14 protein-coding genes and 1 pseudogene are annotated in these 18,098 nt (G+C 70.1%); 12 read left to right on the plus strand and 3 right to left on the minus strand.

Annotated features, from left to right (window positions below; all coding sequences use genetic code 11):
* Positions 1 to 35: 35 nt before the first annotated feature.
* The 3 genes from ACFYO0_RS42875 (at position 36) to ACFYO0_RS42885 (ending at position 3,918) form a co-directional block, all read left to right on the plus strand.
* The gene (locus tag ACFYO0_RS42875) at positions 36 to 3,086 is read left to right on the plus strand and encodes a family 78 glycoside hydrolase catalytic domain (protein ID WP_388687239.1); all 3,051 of its coding nucleotides are present in this window, start codon (positions 36 to 38) and stop codon (positions 3,084 to 3,086) included.
* Between the two features lie 80 nt (positions 3,087 to 3,166).
* Complete coding sequence (locus ACFYO0_RS42880) at positions 3,167 to 3,475, plus strand: GNAT family N-acetyltransferase (protein ID WP_388687154.1); 309 nt, start codon at positions 3,167 to 3,169, stop codon at positions 3,473 to 3,475.
* 32 nt (positions 3,476 to 3,507) lie between these two features.
* Positions 3,508 to 3,918 (plus strand): (4Fe-4S)-binding protein, encoded by a 411-nt coding sequence (locus ACFYO0_RS42885; protein WP_388687155.1) that lies wholly within the window; start codon positions 3,508 to 3,510, stop codon positions 3,916 to 3,918.
* Between the two features lie 506 nt (positions 3,919 to 4,424).
* Here ACFYO0_RS42885 and ACFYO0_RS42890 read toward each other — a convergent pair.
* Entirely contained in the window at positions 4,425 to 5,657 is a 1,233-nt protein-coding gene (locus tag ACFYO0_RS42890; protein ID WP_388687157.1) for an erythromycin esterase family protein, read from the minus strand.
* Between the two features lie 58 nt (positions 5,658 to 5,715).
* Between ACFYO0_RS42890 and ACFYO0_RS42895 the strand changes: the two are divergent.
* Together ACFYO0_RS42895 and ACFYO0_RS42900 are read left to right on the plus strand one after the other, a co-directional pair.
* Positions 5,716 to 6,423: pseudogene (locus ACFYO0_RS42895) on the plus strand (TioE family transcriptional regulator); the annotation flags it as partial.
* 157 nt (positions 6,424 to 6,580) lie between these two features.
* Positions 6,581 to 7,048: a MarR family winged helix-turn-helix transcriptional regulator gene (locus ACFYO0_RS42900; RefSeq protein ID WP_388687158.1), complete on the plus strand. Its 468-nt coding sequence runs from the start codon at positions 6,581 to 6,583 to the stop codon at positions 7,046 to 7,048.
* Between the two features lie 35 nt (positions 7,049 to 7,083).
* Here the strand turns inward: ACFYO0_RS42900 and ACFYO0_RS42905 are convergent, their stop codons facing one another.
* Entirely contained in the window at positions 7,084 to 7,455 is a 372-nt protein-coding gene (locus ACFYO0_RS42905; RefSeq protein ID WP_388687160.1) for a DoxX family protein, read from the minus strand.
* 108 nt (positions 7,456 to 7,563) lie between these two features.
* Here ACFYO0_RS42905 and ACFYO0_RS42910 point away from each other — a divergent pair, with 108 nt between their 5' ends.
* The 4 genes from ACFYO0_RS42910 to ACFYO0_RS42925 all read left to right on the plus strand — a co-directional run bounded on the left by ACFYO0_RS42910 (position 7,564) and on the right by ACFYO0_RS42925 (position 10,349).
* Entirely contained in the window at positions 7,564 to 7,944 is a 381-nt protein-coding gene (locus ACFYO0_RS42910) for a GNAT family N-acetyltransferase (protein WP_388687161.1), read from the plus strand.
* A gap of 97 nt (positions 7,945 to 8,041) precedes the next feature.
* Positions 8,042 to 9,148, plus strand: coding sequence for an LLM class flavin-dependent oxidoreductase (locus ACFYO0_RS42915; protein WP_388687162.1), 1,107 nt, complete (start codon positions 8,042 to 8,044; stop codon positions 9,146 to 9,148).
* Between the two features lie 133 nt (positions 9,149 to 9,281).
* Positions 9,282 to 9,905: an FMN reductase gene (locus ACFYO0_RS42920; protein WP_388687163.1), complete on the plus strand. Its 624-nt coding sequence runs from the start codon at positions 9,282 to 9,284 to the stop codon at positions 9,903 to 9,905.
* A 12-nt stretch (positions 9,906 to 9,917) separates the two neighbouring features.
* Complete coding sequence (locus ACFYO0_RS42925; RefSeq protein WP_388687165.1) at positions 9,918 to 10,349, plus strand: tetratricopeptide repeat protein; 432 nt, start codon at positions 9,918 to 9,920, stop codon at positions 10,347 to 10,349.
* A gap of 98 nt (positions 10,350 to 10,447) precedes the next feature.
* On the opposite strand, the gene ACFYO0_RS42930 is transcribed toward ACFYO0_RS42925, so the two are convergent.
* Positions 10,448 to 12,127 carry a PucR family transcriptional regulator gene (locus ACFYO0_RS42930; RefSeq protein ID WP_388687167.1) on the minus strand — a complete coding sequence of 560 codons (1,680 nt, stop codon included), beginning with the start codon at positions 12,125 to 12,127 and terminating at the stop codon, positions 10,448 to 10,450.
* Between the two features lie 282 nt (positions 12,128 to 12,409).
* Here ACFYO0_RS42930 and ACFYO0_RS42935 point away from each other — a divergent pair, with 282 nt between their 5' ends.
* The 3 genes from ACFYO0_RS42935 to ACFYO0_RS42945 are packed head-to-tail and all read left to right on the plus strand — an operon-like array spanning position 12,410 to position 17,996.
* Positions 12,410 to 13,678, plus strand: a complete 1,269-nt coding sequence (locus tag ACFYO0_RS42935) for an aspartate aminotransferase family protein (RefSeq protein WP_388687168.1) — start codon at positions 12,410 to 12,412, stop codon at positions 13,676 to 13,678.
* Complete coding sequence (locus ACFYO0_RS42940) at positions 13,675 to 16,560, plus strand: FAD-binding and (Fe-S)-binding domain-containing protein (protein ID WP_388687169.1); 2,886 nt, start codon at positions 13,675 to 13,677, stop codon at positions 16,558 to 16,560. Before ACFYO0_RS42935 ends, ACFYO0_RS42940 begins: the two co-directional genes overlap by 4 nt.
* Positions 16,557 to 17,996, plus strand: coding sequence for an NAD-dependent succinate-semialdehyde dehydrogenase (locus tag ACFYO0_RS42945; protein WP_388687171.1), 1,440 nt, complete (start codon positions 16,557 to 16,559; stop codon positions 17,994 to 17,996). Before ACFYO0_RS42940 ends, ACFYO0_RS42945 begins: the two co-directional genes overlap by 4 nt.
* Positions 17,997 to 18,098: the final 102 nt, after the last annotated feature.

Raw genomic sequence — 18,098 nt, forward strand, 5'->3', positions numbered from 1 at the left:
CGACGGCTGGCGCCATGTCGACAGGGGCCGGTGTCATGGGAGGCGGAACGAGCGTTGCGGCGGAAGCTTCGTCCGGCCGTGCGGAGGGCGGCCCGGTGTGGGGCCTGACCGTGGAACACCGCACGGATCCCCTGGGCGTGGACGCCGCCCGGCCGCGCTTCGGCTGGCGTATGCGGTCGGCAGCGCGCGGCCGGAGCCAAGGGGCGTACCAGATCCTCGTGGCGAGCTCACCCGACAGGCTGACCGCTGCCCGCGCGGACCTCTGGAACAGCGGCCGCGTCCGCTCCTCCGATTCCGTCGCCGTACGCTACGCGGGCAGTCCGCTGCGCGCCTCGACCCGCTGTCACTGGACCGTCACCGTCTGGGACAACGCAGGCCGTCCGGCCGGGACCGCATCCCCCTCGGTCTTCGAGACCGGCCTCATGAGCACCGACGGCGTGGCCGGATGGGACGGTGCGCAGTGGATCGGGATGAAGGGGAAGAGTCCCAACTCGGCGGGCGCACCGATGCTGCGGAAGCAAGCAGCCCTGAAGAACCGGTCCCACGTCAGCGAGGCACGGCTGTACATCTCGGCCCTCGGCGTGTACGAGGCCCACGTCAACGGGCGCCGCGTGACCGTGCCGCAGGACGGCGGCACCACGATCGAACTGCTGCCGCCGGGCTGGACGAACTACGACGCCCGCGTCAACTACATGACGTACGACGTCACCGACCTCCTGACGCGGGAGCCGGCCGTCACCCTCGCCGTCGTCCTGGGCAACGGCTGGTACAACGGCCGTGTCTCCGACGGCAGTACGTACTACTCCAAGGACGGCAACGCCCTGGCGGTCAAGGCGCAGCTGCTGATCCGGTATGCCGACGGCACGTCGCAGACGGTCGTCACCACCCCGGACGGCGGTTGGAAGGCCACGGACACCGGCCCCCACCGCGCCGACGACATCTACGACGGCCAGACCTACGACGCCCGCAAGGAACTGCCGGGCTGGACGGCACACGGGTTCGACGACTCCGGCTGGTCGGACGTGGAGCGCGTCGCCTTCGACGACAAGTACCCGGACGTGCAACTCCTCGCCTACCCGGGCGAGACCGCACGCTTCATGCCGCGCTGGGACCGCCGGCCGCAGTCGATCACCGTCACCACCGGAGTGACCCGACAGGACCGCAGCCCCAACGGCAAGGGACGCATCGTCGTTGACCCGGCCCGAACGGTGACCGACTCCGCGAAGGCAGCCTCCGCCCCGGTCACGATCGGCAGCGGCGAGACCGCAATCCTCGACCTCGGCCAGAACATGGTCGGCGTGGCCCGCTACAGCCTGCGCGGACCGGCCGGAGCCCGGGTCGAGTTCAGGTTCGGCGAGGTGCTCAACGACGACAGCGCCGGTGCGGACGGCCCCGAGGGCTCCGTGTACCGGGCCAACCTCCGCAGCGCCAAGGCCACCAGCACGTACGTCCTCAAGGGCGACCGGAACGGCGAGACCCACCAGGACTCCCTGACCTTCTACGGCTTCCGCTACGCCTCCGTCACCGCGACGGAAACCGTCACGATCACCGGCCTGACCGGAAAGGTCGCCACATCCGCGATCCGCGAGACCGGCACCGTCAGGACCAACGATCCCGACATCAACCAGCTGGCGAGCAACATCCGTTGGGGCCAGCGCGGCAACTACCTGTGGGTGCCCACCGACTGCCCGCAACGCGACGAACGCCTCGGCTGGACCGGCGACACCCAGGTCTTCGCCACGACCGGCCTCTACAACGCGGACGCCGGTGTCTTCCTCAGCCACTTCCAGGACACGGTCGTCGACTCCGCTGTCATCTATGGCGCGGACACGGCGCAGTTCACCGGGGTGGCTCCCGGCGGCCGGTACAACTTCCCGGGCGGTGGGAGTGGTTGGGCGGACGCCGGTGTCATCGTGCCGTGGACCGTGTGGCAGATGACCGGTGACGTGACCGTCGTCAGGGACAACTGGCCGGCGATGACCAGGTACTTGGACTGGATCCGGCAGCAGACCGGCGACTCCTGCTTCGGACAGGGCTCCCTCACCGGCGACTGGCTGGCTCCGCAGAAGACCAGCGCCCAGCTCATGAGCGACGTCTACTACGGCTATGTCGCCCGGCTGATGGCACAGATGGCCCGCGCGATCGGCCGGACGGCGGACGGGGAGGCGTACGAGCGGCTCTTCGGACGCATCAAGCAGGCGTTCATCACCAAGTACCTGAGGACCGAGGGCGATCGGGTCACGGTGAAGTCCAGCCTGGGGGAAGCGTCACCGATTGAACCGGGCGCCGACCCCAACGAGAAGACGGAGGACAACAGCCAGTCGGCGCTGCTGTGGGTCCTCAAACTTGGCTTCTACGAAACGGAGGCTCAACGCCGCACGCTCGTAGGGCTGTTGGCCGACAACATCGGCAACGACGAGGCCTACAAGGCCGCCCACCCGAGCAGCACCCGGGTCAGGTACGCCGAGAACACGCTGTCCGTCGGCTTCCTCGGCGTCAACGTCCTCGCCCCCGTCCTCACCGACGAGGGCCGCGCCGACCTGGCGTACAAACTGCTGCACCAGGACGCGCTGCCGTCCTGGCTGTACTCGGTGAGGAACGGCGCCACCACCGTCTGGGAGCGCTGGAACTCCTATTCCGAGGACGCCGGCTTCGGCCCGGTCAGCATGAACTCCTTCAACCACTACGCGTACGGCGCGATCATGGAGTGGATGTACGCGTACATGGCCGGCATCGCCCGCGATCCCGACAGCCCCGGCTTCAAGCGCTTCCTGCTCCAGCCCCACATCGATCCCACGGGCAGGATCACGTGGGTGTCGGGCTCGTACGAGTCGCCGTACGGCGAGATCACGAGCGAGTGGAGGGTGGAGGACGGAGGCGGCGTCCTCATGTACGAGGCGGCGGTGCCCGCGAACAGCGAGGCGACCCTGCGGCTTCCGGCCACCTCCGCCGACGCCGTCCGCGAGGGACGCACGCCGCTGGCACGAGTTGAGGGGGTGCGCTTCCTCGGTCACGCGGACGGGGTGGCCTCGTACCGGATCCCGTCCGGCCGGTACCGCCTGACCGCCCGGACGCGACCAAGTTGATACATCAACTATATGTCGATAGTCTTACGTCCTGGCCGATCCCGTCCAGTCGGGCGGGACCAGGTCCAAGAGGAGGACGCATGGCAGTCGAAGTGAACGATCTTCCCGAGTCGAGGCGCTACGAGGCCCGGGTTGACGGAGAGCTCAAGGTTGCGGGCGTCGCGGAGTACATCCGTACGGCGGAGCTCGTCGCGTTCGTGCACACCGAGGTCGCACCGGAATACGAGGGCAAGGGAGTCGGGTCCGCGCTGGCCCGCACCGCTCTTGACGACGCCCGCGCCTCGGGGCTGCGGGTATTGGCCACCTGCCCCTTCATCGCGGGCTGGATCGCCCGGCATCCCGAGTACCAGGACCTGCTGTACCAGTCCCGCAGCAACGTCAGCGACTAGCACCGCCGCACACGGCGGTGAGGGAGGCGGGTATGAGCGACAAGCCCGCGAAGAAGGCGTACAAGAGCGAGTCGATCACCGTGACCTTCGAGACCCGGCGCTGTCTGCACGCGACCGAATGCGTCCGTGGCCTGCCGGAGGTCTTCGACACGGCCGCGCGGCCGTGGATCAGGCCTGACGGAGCCTCGGCCGATCGCCTGGCCGAGGTGGTGCGGCGCTGCCCCTCGGGTGCGCTGCAGTACCAACTCGCGGACGGCGGGACGGAGATTCTGGAGCGACCCACGCGGATCACGCGCGGCTCCAGTGGCCAGCTGACCGTGCGCGGCGAGCTGCGCGTGGATACACCGGAAGGTCCGCGTGCCGAGACCCGAGCCATTCTGTGCGGCTGCGGGCAGAGTCGGCTTCAGCCGTACTGCGATCATGCGGGGCCCTGTGGTCGGTGATTCCGCCGGGCCCGCCCCGCGCAAGTAATCGGTTCGCGTCCCGCCAGGACGACTCCCCGCAGACGAAGATGATCGCGACCCCGCGTGGCAGGGGAGCCGGGCTTTTGACGCCAAGGGCGAGGGAAACGAACTGTTCACCCGGGCCGGAGTGCCGGCGACCCACCTGAACACACCTTCTTCTTCCAGGGGTTTCTGCAAGGCCTGGGCCCCAGCGAGCCGAGGACGGCGTCCTGACGCTGGCCCTGCCGCTGGAGGACGGCAAGCTCCTTGCCGGCGTGGATGTGGCAGACATCGGCCGAACTGCTTTCGCCATTCTCAAGGGCGGCGAGCAGTTCATCGGCAGCACCATCAGCCTGGCGGGCGATCACCTCACCGGAGCGCAGTACGCGGAGAAGCCGGGGCCGCGATCGGCGAGCCGGTGCGCTTCCAGTCCGTCCCGGCGATCACCGACATCCGGGCGGTGTACCGGCAGGCCGCCGACCGATCGCCACTTCGACCAGTACCGGTCAGCCGTTGCTGAACGTTGGGGGAGCATCGCTCCGCCGGGCGTCCTTGACGAACACGATCCCGTCGGTGCCGGCCAGGTGTGCCGGGTCGAGTGGGGAGTAGCCGTACCAGGGGGAATCTCGGTGGGCGGGTGTCGCGTCGGCGAGCAAGGCGGCCAGTCGGCGGGCGTCGACCAGGCAGGACTGCTGCGGGAGCGCGTACAGCAGCCCCTCGACGGTGTCCGGGGGCGGGACGTCCACTCCCTGATGGCGGATCGTGCCGAGGGCCGTGGCCAGGAAGGCGTAATCCTCGCCCAGGTGGGCGCTGACGATCGCGCCGGCGCTCCACCACTCCAGCAGCGGCTGGTCCCACATGCGCATCGTGCTCTTGGCCCGCTGCAGATGGCCGTTGTGGGCGGACACCAGCGTCGGGCCCCGTTCGGCGAGGGCGAGCAGATTGGCGGCCATCATCGAGTCCCGCAGGGCCACCAGCCACGCCATGCGGCTCGGTGACGTGTCGGCCATCCAGGAGTGGTAGCGCAGCAGCCCGGTGGCGGTACGCCCGTACAGGCCTGCCCGGTGCCAGTCCTCCCGTGAGGACGCCGCGATCAGCTGTGGCGTCTGCGTGTCGAGCAGGGTCACCAGATCATCGGCGAGCAGTCGCAGCTGTTTGGCGTCGGGCGTCTGCCCCACGGACTGGGAGGGGTCCATCATCGCGGCCGGATTGGTCCACCGGTCGTCAGCGCCGAGCAGGCGGTCGAGCGTTTCCGCTGTGCAGGGAAGCAGATCGGCGGCGACCCGGGCGGTGAGGTAGTCGTGGAGTGCGGTGAGGGCCTGTCCAGGGCTCGCAGCGCAGGTGATCTCCAACGGGCCGTCGAAACCGGCGAAGCGGAGCTGCTCGGAGGCGGGCCGGCCGTCGTTGTACGCGTGCATCCAGCGCACCAGCTCGCGGTTGCCCGCGAAAGCGCCCCACTCGTGGCTGAAGCCGCGCTCCATGACGTCGTCGAGGATGCCGGTGCCCGAGGTGACGTAGTCGTCCACGATCAGGCCCATCATGCAGTCGCTCTCGATCGCGATCGTCCGGTAGCCCTCCTGCTCGACGAGTTGCCGGAAGAGATCGTTTCGCAGCTCGAGCAGATCGTCCTCGCCATGGGTGGGCTCGCCCAGGGCGAGCAGCCGCGGCCTTGCCGGGAGCAGACCCCTGACGGTTGCAGGGTCGACGGCATGGGCGGCGTCTGTGATACCAGCAGTCATGTCCTCAACGGTATCGTTGAATCAACGGTGGAAACTTGTCGTCGATATTGGCAGGACAGTGAGGCAAAACCTTCAAAGTGGTGGTCGGCTCAGGCCGGTTGACCTGGCGCGAGCGCACGGTCTGTCCACACAGGCGGTCAGGAACTACGAGGCGGCCGGCATCCTTCCGGCCGCCGAACGCACCTCGCACGGCTACCGCACCTACACACCGCTGCACGCGCAAGCCCTGCGCGCGTTCCTCGCTCTCGTGCCCGGACACGGCCACCAGACGGCCACGGCGATCATGCAGGCGGTCAACCAGGACGCCACCGAGGACGCTCTTCGGCTCATTGACGAAGGTCACGCCCAGCTGCTCGACGACCGCCGCACCCTCCAGGCCGTCGAAGCCGCGCTCCGCGACCTCGAGCCCGAACCGCAGGAACGCGGTGAGATGTTCGTCGGCCCCCTGGCGAGAAGGCTCGGCATCCGTCCGGCCACCTTGCGCAAATGGGAACGCGCCGGCCTGGTTCAGCCGCGCCGCGACCCGCAGACGGGCTACCGGGTCTACAGCGCGGCCGACGTACGCGACGCCCTCCTGGCCCACCAGCTCAGACGGGGCGGCTACCTGCTCGAACAGGTCGCCCCGCTGATCGCCCAGGTCCGTTCCGCCGGAGGCATCGCGCCGCTCGAGTCGACACTGCGCGACTGGCACGCCCGCCTCTCGGCCCGAAGCCGCGCCATGCTCACCGGCGCCGCCGCACTGGACACCTACCTCAACTGCCGACCGGCCCCGCCCACAGACAGACCGAGCCCCCGCACCACCGTCTCGTCAACCACTGCTCCGATTCAGCCACCCAGTAGCGCGGCCCGGGACAGTCAGGGCAGGACAGGTCGGGTCGCGCCTTCGGAGTTGGTGAGCTGTCAACTATGTTTACCATTACTGCATGGGAGAAACGGTGCGGTGGCTGACACCAGACGAGCAGCATGCGTGGCGGAGCTTTGTCCGGCTGCAGGAACGGCTCGGGGGCCGCTTGGCGCGCTTGTTGCAAACGGAGTCGGGTTTGTCGGCTGCCGACTTCGCGGTCCTGGTCAATCTGACGGACGTGCCGGAAGGGCGGCGGCGCTATCAGGATCTGGCCCGCGCGTTGGAGTGGGAGAAGAGCAGGATGTCCCACCACATCGCGCGGATGGCCGGGCGGGGTCTGGTGGTGCGGGAGGAGTGCCTTGAAGATGGGCGCGGCGCGTTCGTTGTGATCACGGAAGCGGGCCGTACGGCGATCGAGGCCGCTGCCCCGCTCCATGTCGAGGCGGTGCGCGAACTGTTCCTCGACCATGTCACGCCGGCAGAACTGCGGGTGCTGGGCGACGTCTCCGAGCGCATCGTGGAGAAGTTGGACGGGGACGCGTCCTGACCCGGAAAGACCGTCGGCGCGCGGTGAAGTGAGGGTCACATCGCGAGTCCGAGGGTCACGGCAGTGGCCACTGAAAGCGGGATGAGGAGGATGGGGGCCATGGCGTTCCCCCGCGTGGCCGGGTCGGCGTAGTCCCCGGCCTTGGCGTGGAAGCCCACCGCGCCGACCATTGTGATGGCGAAGCCCATGGCGGCCGCGATACCGAGCGGCTGCCAGAAGAGGCCCACGATCAGGCCCACTGCGGCGGCGACCTCGGCCAGTCCGATGAAGCGGACGAGGCCCGCGCTCAGCCCCAGGTGCGACTGCAGCCCGGCGGAGACGTCGCCCTTGAGAAGCGCCTTGGGCGCACCCGCGGCCAGCGCCACAAGGGCGAGGAGGACGCTGAGGATGGCGGCGGTGACGTACATGGGGTGGTCCCTTTCGTGCGGTCCACGCCGGGGGCGGAATGGATGCAGTGCTTCGTGGTTGATTCGTCAACGGGGACTTTAAGCAGATATAGATGATGTGTCAATCAAATGGCGATCCGCTTCGTGGCGTCCGTTGATCGAGTGAACGGCGAGCCGGGCCCGCTACGTCGGTCGCGCCTACATCTCGCGGAGTGCCGTCACCGGTACGAGATCCTGGTCGACGGCCGGCGTGCCGGTCTGACCGCGTACCGTGACCGTGGTGAGCAACGGGTCTTCTTCCATACGGAGATCGACGACGCCTTCGCCGGTCAGGGCCTGGCCGCGCGGTTGGTCCAGCAGGCCCTCGTGGACGTGCGCGAGTCCGGGAAACGGATCGTGCCCGTCTGCCCCTACGTGGCCAAGTTCCTACAGAGGCATGCCGAGTTCGCCGACATCACCGACCCCGTGACACCCGATGTCCTGAGGTGGCTGGAGGCGGAACTCGGCTGACGGGAGCCGCTGTCGGCGGGGCGGAATAGGGAAGCTCCGAGGCGCGTTGGAGGCGTATGGTTGATCTGTCAACCACATGGATGAAAGGCTGAGGACGATGCAGTTCGGCATCTTCACCGTCGGTGATGTCACCACCGACCCGAGCACGGGCCGTACGCCGACCGAGCACGAGCGGATCAAGGCGATGGTCACCATCGCGCGGAAGGCCGAAGAGGTCGGGCTGGACGTCTTCGCGACCGGCGAGCACCACAACCCGCCGTTCGTGCCGTCCTCGCCCACGACGATGCTGGGCTGGATCGCCGCGCGGACCGAGCGGATCATCCTGTCCACGGCCACCACGCTGATCACCACCAACGACCCGGTGAAGATCGCCGAGGACTACGCGATGCTCCAGCACCTGGCCGACGGTCGCGTGGACCTGACGATGGGCCGCGGCAACACCGGCCCGGTCTACCCCTGGTTCGGGCAGGACATCCGGCAGGGCATCAACCTCGCCATCGAGAACTACGCCCTGCTGCACCGGCTGTGGCGCGAGGACGTCGTCGACTGGGAGGGGCGGTTCCGCACGCCGTTGCAGGGCTTCACCTCCACGCCCCGGCCGCTGGACGGCATACCGCCGTTCGTCTGGCACGGCTCCATCCGTTCCCCGGAGATCGCCGAGCAGGCCGCGTACTACGGCGACGGCTTCTTCCACAACAACATCTTCTGGCCCAAGGAGCACACCAAGAAGCTGATCGATCTGTACCGGGAGCGGTACGCGTACTACGGCCATGGCAACCCCGAGCAGGCCATTGTCGGCCTCGGCGGCCAGGTTTACATGCGCCCCAACTCCCAGGACGCGATCCGCGAGTTCCGCCCGTTCTTCGACCACTCACCCCTGATGGGCGGAGGGATCTCCATGGAGGAGTACATGGAGCAGACCCCGCTGACCGTCGGCACTCCCGAGCAGGTCATCGAGAAGACGCTCACCTTCCGCGAGCACTTCGGCGACTACCAGCGCCAGCTGTTCATCGTGGATGGCGGCGGAGTTCCGCAGAAAGCCGTGCTGGAGCAGATCGACATGCTCGGCGAGGAGGTCGTACCGGTGCTGCGGAAGGAGTTCGCCAAGTACCGGCCGGCCGACGTGCCCGACGCCCCCACCCACGCCTCGCTGCTCGCCGCCCGCGACGCGGAGCGCGCGCCGGCCGCCGGACCGACGGCCTGAGACCTGTACGGCCTGAGACCTGTACGGCCTGAGACCTGTACGGCCTGAGACCTGTACGGCCTGAGACCTGTACGGCCTGAGACCGCACGATGAGACGACCGCACCACCCGAGACCATACGAAAGGACCGGACGATGAAGCCCCTGAAGCTGGCGGTCGTGTCTGCGGGCCTGCGCCAGCCCTCCTCCACCCGGCTGCTCGCGGACCGCCTCGCCGCCGCCACCCGCGAGAGCCTGGCGGACGCCGGACGCGAGGTGGACGTGCACGTGGTCGAACTGCGCGACCTGGCCACGGACATCGCCCACAACCTGGTCAACGGCTTCCCGGGGCCTGCGCTGCGGGAGGCCCTGGAGACCGTCACGGAAGCGGACGGCGTCATCGCGGTCACGCCGGTGTTCTCGGCCTCGTACAGCGGGCTGTTCAAGTCGTTCTTCGACGTGCTGGACGAGGGCGCCCTCACCGGTAAGCCGGTGCTGATCGCCGCCACGGGCGGCAGCTCCCGGCATTCCCTCGTCCTGGAGCACGCGCTGCGTCCGCTCTTCGCCCACCTGCGCGCGATCGTCGTACCCACTGCCGTGTACGCGGCGTCCGAGGACTGGGGAACGGCCGGTGACGGGCGTACGGGCGGTCTCGCTTCCCGGATCGGCCGGGCCGGTGGCGAACTGGCAGGGCTCATGGCCGGCCACCGAGCCGTCGCGGAGCCCACGGAGACCTTCGTGCCCTTCGAGCAGCAGCTGGCCGCACTCCGGTCGGCGTGAGGGAGAGTACTTATGAGCGACAACTTCAACGACACCTGGGCGAACGGCGGTGTCGCGCCCGACCGCTGGGCCGGCGCCCTGCACCTGTTCGACAACGGCGCCGGCGTGCCGCACGAGGAGACCACCGCCGAACGCTGGGAGCGAGCTCAGTTGCTGTTCGAGGCCAGGGACTACATCGGCGCCGCGAAGCTGCTCGCAGCCGTCGTCGAGGAGGCCCCGGAGCAGACCGGCCCCCGGCTGCTGCTGGCCCGTGCCTACTACCACTCCGCACAACTGCGGCGCGCCGAGGAGCAGTTGCGCGTGATCGTCGAGCGCGATCCCGTGGAGCACTACGCCCACCTGATGCTGGGCCGCACCCTGCAACGCCAGGGGCGGCACGGGGAGGCGGAGCCCTGGATGCGTATGGCGGCGGCGTTCTCGGGTGAGTTTCCGGACGACGACTGAGCTGGGGCGTTCGAGGCGATTTGCGGGCGGCGGACACTGGTCAACCAGTGTCCGCCGCCGACGTGTTGCTGAGGTGGCCGGTCAGGTGACCGGCCGGTTCACGGATGGCCCCGCAAGATGTCCAGTGCCGTCAGCGCCACATGGAGTTCCGTGCGCTCTTCGCCAGACTCGAGGTCGCAGGCCAACAGCCGCTCGATGGTGCGCAGGCGTTGGTAGACGGTCTCGCGGGACAGTTCGCCGCGGCGTGCGGTGGTGGTCTTGTTGCCGGACGCGTCGAGGTAGTGCCGCAGGGTCGTCAGCAGGTCGGTGCCGTGGCGGGTGTCGTGGTCGATGAGGGGGCTGAGCGTGCGTTCGGCGTACTCCTGGATGCGGGGGTCCTCGCGGAATGCGTACAGCAGGCGGCGCAGTCCGATGTCGGGCAGTTCGTGGAACGAGCGGTCCGGGGGGAGGGGCTGGCCGGGCGGTGTGGCCTCGGCGATGCGGGCCGCCGCGCGGAAGGAGCGGGCGGTGTCGCGCAGGTCCGTGACCTCCGAGCCGACGCTCACGACCGCCGTCGAGGCGACGTCCAGCGCGGCGCGGCCGAGCAACTCGGCGACAGGCCGCCAGGACTGGGACGGGCGCAGCGCCAGGAGGACGCCGAGACGGCCGGGAGCCAGCTCACCGACGAGTGCCGGGATCCCTGTGGTCCGCGCTTCTTCGGAGAGACGGGCCTCAAGGACCGCGGCCTCGTCCGAGTCCGACGTACGGAGCTCCGCTGTTCCGAGATCCACGAGGATCGCGAGGAACCGGCTGTCCTCCGTGGGCAGGCCCAGTGCGGCGAAGCGGGCGCGGGCGTCCTCGGGGGAGTGGTGGCGCTGTTCGGCCAGCTCCCGCAGGGCGTCTCGATGCGCTGTGCGTTCCCAGGGCGTGGGGTGGATGAGGCGGGCGACGGCCAGGGCCATCGCCGTACGTTCCAGCACGGTGATGTGCTCCGGGCCGAAAGACGGCTCGACGGGCCGGACCGGGAGCATGGCCACGCGACCCCAGCGTTCGCCCTGGTACTCGACGGGTGCGGTGAGCCAGCCCTCCGGGCCGCCCACGCCCGGGTGGTCGCCGGTCGGCGTCGCCCTGGAGCGCTGTTCCCAGTCGGTGAGCGCCTCCTCCAGCGTGCTGCCGGAGACCTCGTACGTCAGCGCCTGGTGCACCAGGTTCTCCAGTACGACCGTCTGGCCGCTCAGCTGGGCCGCCACGCGGACCACGTCTTCCGGACCCGCACCACGCAGCGTCAGGGCGGTGAACGCCTCGTGGATGCGCTGGGTCCGGCGCATCGCCTCCGCCTGGCTGCCGAGGATGAGCGCGTGGACGACCTGGGTGACTTCCAGGAAGTTGACGTCCTTGGCGAGGGTGATCAGCGGGAGCCCGCGGACCCGGCAGGCCTGGACGAGTGCGTCGGGCGGGCGGTGGTAGCGGCGTACGAGTTCGATGACCAGGGCTGCGGCGTCGACGCGGGCGAGTTCGTCGACGTACCGGCGCACGCCCGCCGGGTCCTCGGGCAGGGGCATGCCGGTGGTCAGGACGAGTTCGCCGCCCTTGAGGAAGGAGGCGGGATCCGTGAGCTCGGTGACGTGGACCCAGCGCACCGGCCGGTCGAGGTGCGCGACGCCGGTCACCACCTCAGGCCGTCCGGCGGCCATGACGGGGAGGGCGAGGACGTCGGCGACGGTGGGCTCGTGGCCGGCCGCGGAGGTGTCCCGGTCGTCGGCGGCCGGTGGACGATCCGTCGGGTGTTTGTCGTTCACGGTGTCTCCATAGGGGTACCCGCGCCACAGAAGCCGGGAGTGCGGGAGGAGCCGAGCCCTCGAGGGAGTGCCCGGTCACTGTGGCAAGCGGCGCTGACCTGCGCAAGAGCTGTCCGCCGGCGTACGCCCCGTCGGCTGGCAGCTCCGCGGTTGACACAATGTCCGATCACCGCGTTCAGGCCGGACAGATCGCGCGTTGTAGCCGTCCGCGCCCGCGGAAATACTCGGGATAACAGGAGCAAGCAGACCACGCAGATCACGATGTACGGCCGGGAGACGAACATGACCGCACTGTCGCCGCACCTTCGCCAGGCCACCCCCGTGACGGCGGTCCGGGGCGAGGGCGTCCACCTGTACGGCGAGGACGGCCGCCGTTACCTCGACTTCACCGCCGGCATCGGCGTCACCAGCACCGGGCACTGCCACCCCAGGGTTGTGGCGGCGGCCCAGGAGCAGGTGGGCACGCTGGTCCACGGCCAGTACACGACCGTCATGCACAAGCCGCTGCAGCGACTTGTCGACAAACTCGGCGAGGTGCTGCCGTCCGGCCTGGACAGCCTGTTCTTCAGCAACTCCGGCAGCGAGGCCGTCGAGTCCGCGCTGCGGCTGGCCCGCCAGGCCACCGGCCGTCCCAACGTCGTTGTCTGCCACGGCGGTTTCCACGGCCGTACGGTGGCCGCTGCCTCCATGACCACCTCCGGCACCCGCTTCCGCTCCGGCTTCTCCCCGCTGATGAGCGGCGTGGTCGTCACTCCCTTCCCGTCGGCCTACCGCTACGGCTGGGACGAGGACACCGCCACCCGCTTCGCTCTCCAGGAGCTCGACTACACCCTCCAGACGATCTCCTCGCCCGCCGACACGGCCGCGATCATCGTCGAGCCGGTGCTCGGCGAAGGCGGCTACGTCCCCGCGACCCGCGCCTTCATGGAGGGCCTGCGGGAGCGCGCGGACCGGCACGGCTTCCTGCTCATCCTCGACGAGGTGCAGACCGGCGTCGGCCGCACCGGCCGGTTCTGGGGCCATGACCACTTCGGCGTCACCCCGGACATCCTGATCACCGCGAAGGGCCTGGCCAGCGGGTTCCCGATCTCCGGCATCGCCGCTTCCGAGGAGCTGATGACCAAGGCATGGCCGGGCTCGCAGGGCGGCACGTACGGCGCCAACGCCGTCGCCTGCGCCGCGGCCTGCGCCACCCTCGATGTCGTACGCGACGAGAAGCTGGTCGAGAACGCCGACGCGATGGGTGCCCGGCTGCGCACCGGCCTGGAGGCGGTGGCCGAGCGGACGCCGGCCATCGGGGACGTACGAGGCCTGGGGCTGATGCTGGCCAGCGAGTTCGTCACCGAGGACGGCAGCCCCGACCCCGAGACGGCCGCCCGTGTGCAGCGCGCCGCAGTCGACGAGGGCCTGCTCCTGCTGCTGTGCGGCGCCTGGAACCAGGTCGTACGGATGATCCCGGCGCTCGTGATCGACGAGAAGGCGGTGGACGAGGGCCTTCAGGCGTGGACGGCCGCGGTGGAGGCCGGTACCGCAGGGGCGTCGCAGCGATGACCGAGTCCCTCGCGCGCCTGGTCGACGAGCTCGCCCGTACCGCTCCCGGACTGCGGATCGAGACCGGTGCGGGAGGGACCGGGGCTTACGCCTACGACGCCTCGAACTATCGGGTCCCGCCGCAGGCGGTGGCCTTTCCCCGCAGCGCCGACGACGTGTGCGCGGTGCTGCGGGCCTGCCGTGAGACGGGCGTCCCGGTCACCGCGCGAGGCGGCGGCACCAGCATGGCGGGCAACGCCGTCGGACCCGGCGTCGTCCTGGACTTCTCACGGCACATGAACCGGATCCTGGACATCGACCAGGAGGCTCGCACCGCGCGCGTCGAGGCAGGAGTGGTCCTCGACGCGCTCCAGAGCGCGACCAGCCCGTACGGTCTGGCCTTCGGCCCCGACCCCTCCTCGCACAGCCGCTGCACCCTCGGCGGCATGATCGGCAACGATGCGTGCGGCAACCGGTCCGTGCGGCACGGGCGGACCAGCAGCCACATCGAGTCCCTGGAGATCGTCACCGCCGACGGCGTACGTGCCATCGCCGACCACAACGGGCTGCACCCGGTCGACCCCGCGGCCGCAGGACACATCTCCCGCCTGGAACAGGACATACGGAACCTGATCGGCGACAACCTGGCTCCGATCCGCACCGAGCTGGGCCGCATCCCCCGCCAGGTCTCCGGCTACCACCTGCACCGTCTGCTGCCGGAGAACGGCTTCGACATGGCCCGCGCGCTGGTCGGCTCGGAGGGCACCTGCGCGGTCGTCACCGCGGCGACGGTACGGCTCGTCGCGACGGCCCCCGCCACGGCGCTGCTCACCCTCGGCTACGACGACGTCGTCGACGCCGCCGAGGACGTGCCGGAGATCCTGCGCTGGTCGCCCACCGCCGTGGAAGGCATGGACGAGGCGATCGTCGCCACGATGCGCGCCCGCCGCGGGCCGGACTCCGTCACCGGCCTGCCCGAAGGGCGTGCCTGGCTCTACGTCGAACTCGACGGCGACGACGAGGCCGCGGTGAACCACCGCGCCGCGGAACTGCTCGACGTGCTCAAGGCCCGGGGCCGGATGACCGGCGGACGAGTCGTGGAGAGTGCGGCCGAGCGGCGCTCGCTGTGGCGGGTTCGCGAGGACGGGGCCGGGCTCGCCGCCCGTCTCGTCGACGGCGGGGAGTCCTGGCCCGGCTGGGAGGACGCGGCGGTCGCGCCCGAGCAACTGGCCGCCTACCTGCGGGACTTCCGCGGGCTGCTGACCACCCACGGGCTGACGGGGGTGCTGTACGGGCACTTCGGTGCCGGCTGCGTCCACGTACGCATCGACTTCGACCTCGCCACGGACACCGGGCGCGCTGCCACCCGCCGCTTCCTCTCCGAAGCGGCCGCGCTGGTCGTCGAGCACGGCGGAACGCTGTCCGGTGAGCACGGCGACGGGCGGGCGCGCGGTGAGCTGCTGGAGGTCATGTACAGCCACCGGATGATCCAGGCGTTCGCCGCCTTCAAGGAGACCTTCGACCCTCAAGGCATCCTGAACCCCGGCGTCATCGTCGACCCGGCTCCCCTGGACGCCGATCTGGCGCTGCACACGCCCTCTGCCGTGCTGCCCGTGGAGACCCTCTTCTCCTTCCCGCACGACGAGGACGGCTTCGAGGGCGCTGTGCGCCGCTGTGTCGGAGTCGGCCGTTGCCGCAGCGACGCGGGCGGTGTGATGTGTCCCAGCTACCGGGCTACGGGCGAGGAGAACCACTCCACGCGGGGCCGGGCCCGGCTGCTCCAGGAGATGGTGCGGGTCGGGACCGTCCAGGACGGCTGGCGTTCGACCGAGGTCAAGGACGCCCTCGATCTGTGCCTGTCCTGCAAGGCGTGCTCCAGCGACTGCCCGGTCGGCGTCGACATGGCCACGTACAAGGCGGAGTTCCTGCACCACCACTACAAGGGCAGGCTCCGGCCCCGCTCCCACTACTCGCTGGGCTGGCTGCCCCTGACCTCGGCCCTGGCCGGATACGCCGCCCGGCCGGTCAACGCGCTGCTGCGCGGCCCGGCCGGCAGGGTGCTCGCCCGCCTCGGAGGCGTGACCACGAAGCGCAGGATCCCGGCGTTCGCCTCCCGGCGCGCCCTGCGCAAGACCCTGCGCGCCACGAAGACCGGCGAACCTCCGAAGGCCCTGCTCTTCGTCGACAGCTTCACGCGCGCCTTCCGCCCCGAGGTCGCGGGCGCCACGAGCCGCGTACTCGCCGACGCCGGAATCCCCTGCACCGCCAAGGACGACCTGTGCTGCGGCCTGACCTGGGTCAGCACCGGCCAGCTGTCCGTCGCCCGCCGCATCATGGCCCGTACGGTCGCCCGCCTGGACAACGGCGACGACCAGCCCATCATCGTGGCCGAGCCCAGTTGCGCCGCCGCACTCAAACGCGACGTACCCGAACTCCTCGGCACCCGCGCCGCCCAGCGCGTCGCGGCCCGCGTCCACACCCTCACCGGCGCCCTGACCGACCTGGCCGCCCCCGAATGGACGCCCCCCGACCTGCCGGACAACGTCGTCCTGCAGACCCACTGCCACGAATACGCCACCTTCACCGGCCGCCGCCCGCGCGACCTCCTGCGCAAACTCGGCGTTCGGAAGGTCGACGAGGCCGAGGGCTGCTGCGGACTCGCCGGCAACTTCGGCTTCGAGGAGCAGCACTACGACACCTCGATGGCCGTCGCCGACCTGGCGCTGAAACCGCGCCTCGACGCCGTCAACGGAGTCGAGCGGACCGTTGTCGTTGCCGACGGATTCAGCTGCGCCACCCAGATCGACCACCTCGCCGGAGACCGCGACATCCGCGCCCTGCACCTCGCGGAACTGCTCGACCCCGCCGCCGATCGATCCGATCAACCAGGAGAAACCTCATGACCGACACACCCACGCAGTTGTTCATCGGCGGTGCCTGGGTGGACGCCGCGGACGGCGCCACCCTGCCCGTGGACGATCCGGCGACCGGCGAGATCATCGCTCATGTCGCCGACGCGGGCCCCAAGGACGCCCGGCTCGCGGAGGACGCGGCCGTGGAGGCACAGGAGGGGTGGGCTCGTACGGCACCGCGGGCACGCAGCGAGATCCTGCGCCGCGCGTACGAGATCATCATCGACCGCACCGACGAACTCGCCCACCTGATGACAGCCGAGATGGGCAAGCCGCTGGCTGAGGCCAGGGGAGAGGTGGCGTACGCGGCGGAGTTCTTCCGCTGGTTCTCCGAGGAGGCCGTACGCATCGACGGCGGCGCCGGCATCCTGCCCGACGGCCGCAACCGCATGCTGCTCTCCCGCCGCCCGGTCGGCCCCTGCCTGCTGATCACGCCGTGGAACTTCCCGCTGGCCATGGGCACCCGCAAGATCGGCCCGGCGATCGCCGCCGGCTGCACGATGATCCTCAAGCCGGCCCCGCAGACTCCTCTCTCCAGCTTGGCTCTCGCCGCGATCCTCAAGGAGGCCGGGCTGCCGGACGGCGTGCTGAACGTCGTCCCCACCTCCCGTGCGGGGGAGGTGTGCGAACCGCTCCTTCGCGGCGGGCGGATTCGCAAGCTCTCTTTCACCGGCTCCACGCAGGTCGGGCGGCTGCTGCTCGCGCAGTGCGCCGACACCGTCGTGCGTACGTCGATGGAGCTGGGCGGCAACGCGCCGTTCGTCGTCTTCGAAGACGCCGACCTGGACAAGGCCGTGGACGGCGCGATGGTTGCCAAGATGCGTAACATGGGTGAGGCGTGCACGGCCGCGAACCGCTTCTTCGTGCACCGGTCGGTGGCGGAGGAGTTCGGGCGGCGGCTCGCCGAGCGCATGGGCGCGTTGGTGGTGGGCCCCGGTACCCGGGACGGGGTCGATGTCGGTCCGCTGATCGACGCGAAGGGACGGGCCAAGGTCGAGGAGCTGGTCGCCGACGCGGTGGAGCGCGGCGCCGAGGTGCTCGTAGGCGGCCGTACGCCTCAGGGCCCCGGTTGCTTCTACCCGCCGACCGTGCTCGCGGATGTCGACCCCGAGAGCCGCCTGATGGACACGGAGATCTTCGGCCCCGTGGCGGCGATCCTCACCTTCGAAGACGAGGACGAGGTCGTACACCGCGCCAACGACACGCCGTGGGGTCTGGTCGGCTACCTCTTCACCGAGGGCCTCGACCGCGCCCTGCGGGTCAGCGAACGCCTGGAAGTGGGCATGGTCGGCCTCAACACGGGTCTGGTGTCCAACCCGGCCGCGCCCTTCGGCGGCGTCAAGCAGTCCGGGCTCGGCAGGGAAGGCGGCCGGGTCGGGATCGACGAGTTCCTGGAGTACCAGTACCTCGCGGTGCCCGTGCGATGACGGCGGCTGTCCTGCCCTGACGTACGCCCCGTCGCGCACCGCGGGGCCACCCCGTGCCCGGCCCCGCTGTCCTCCCGGCCGGGCACGGAGGCGGCCCGCGTT

The organism is Streptomyces sp. NPDC006365 (assembly GCF_042870755.1).
In the GTDB taxonomy this organism is placed as follows: Bacteria; Actinomycetota; Actinomycetes; order Streptomycetales; family Streptomycetaceae; genus Streptomyces; species Streptomyces xiangluensis.

What these genes read in the sequence shown, in the direction of transcription:
- ACFYO0_RS42890 (WP_388687157.1), bottom strand. Translation starts at nt 5,657, where the DNA reads ATGACTGCTGGTATCACAGACGCCGCCCATGCCGTCGACCCTGCAACC.
- ACFYO0_RS42885 (WP_388687155.1), top strand. Translation starts at nt 3,508, where the DNA reads ATGAGCGACAAGCCCGCGAAGAAGGCGTACAAGAGCGAGTCGATCACC.
- ACFYO0_RS42915 (WP_388687162.1), top strand. Translation starts at nt 8,042, where the DNA reads ATGCAGTTCGGCATCTTCACCGTCGGTGATGTCACCACCGACCCGAGC.
- ACFYO0_RS42875 (WP_388687239.1), top strand. Translation starts at nt 36, where the DNA reads ATGGGAGGCGGAACGAGCGTTGCGGCGGAAGCTTCGTCCGGCCGTGCG.
- ACFYO0_RS42910 (WP_388687161.1), top strand. Translation starts at nt 7,564, where the DNA reads ATGGCGATCCGCTTCGTGGCGTCCGTTGATCGAGTGAACGGCGAGCCG.
- ACFYO0_RS42925 (WP_388687165.1), top strand. Translation starts at nt 9,918, where the DNA reads ATGAGCGACAACTTCAACGACACCTGGGCGAACGGCGGTGTCGCGCCC.
- ACFYO0_RS42945 (WP_388687171.1), top strand. Translation starts at nt 16,557, where the DNA reads ATGACCGACACACCCACGCAGTTGTTCATCGGCGGTGCCTGGGTGGAC.
- ACFYO0_RS42900 (WP_388687158.1), top strand. Translation starts at nt 6,581, where the DNA reads ATGGGAGAAACGGTGCGGTGGCTGACACCAGACGAGCAGCATGCGTGG.
- ACFYO0_RS42905 (WP_388687160.1), bottom strand. Translation starts at nt 7,455, where the DNA reads ATGTACGTCACCGCCGCCATCCTCAGCGTCCTCCTCGCCCTTGTGGCG.
- ACFYO0_RS42920 (WP_388687163.1), top strand. Translation starts at nt 9,282, where the DNA reads ATGAAGCCCCTGAAGCTGGCGGTCGTGTCTGCGGGCCTGCGCCAGCCC.
- ACFYO0_RS42880 (WP_388687154.1), top strand. Translation starts at nt 3,167, where the DNA reads ATGGCAGTCGAAGTGAACGATCTTCCCGAGTCGAGGCGCTACGAGGCC.
- ACFYO0_RS42940 (WP_388687169.1), top strand. Translation starts at nt 13,675, where the DNA reads ATGACCGAGTCCCTCGCGCGCCTGGTCGACGAGCTCGCCCGTACCGCT.
- ACFYO0_RS42935 (WP_388687168.1), top strand. Translation starts at nt 12,410, where the DNA reads ATGACCGCACTGTCGCCGCACCTTCGCCAGGCCACCCCCGTGACGGCG.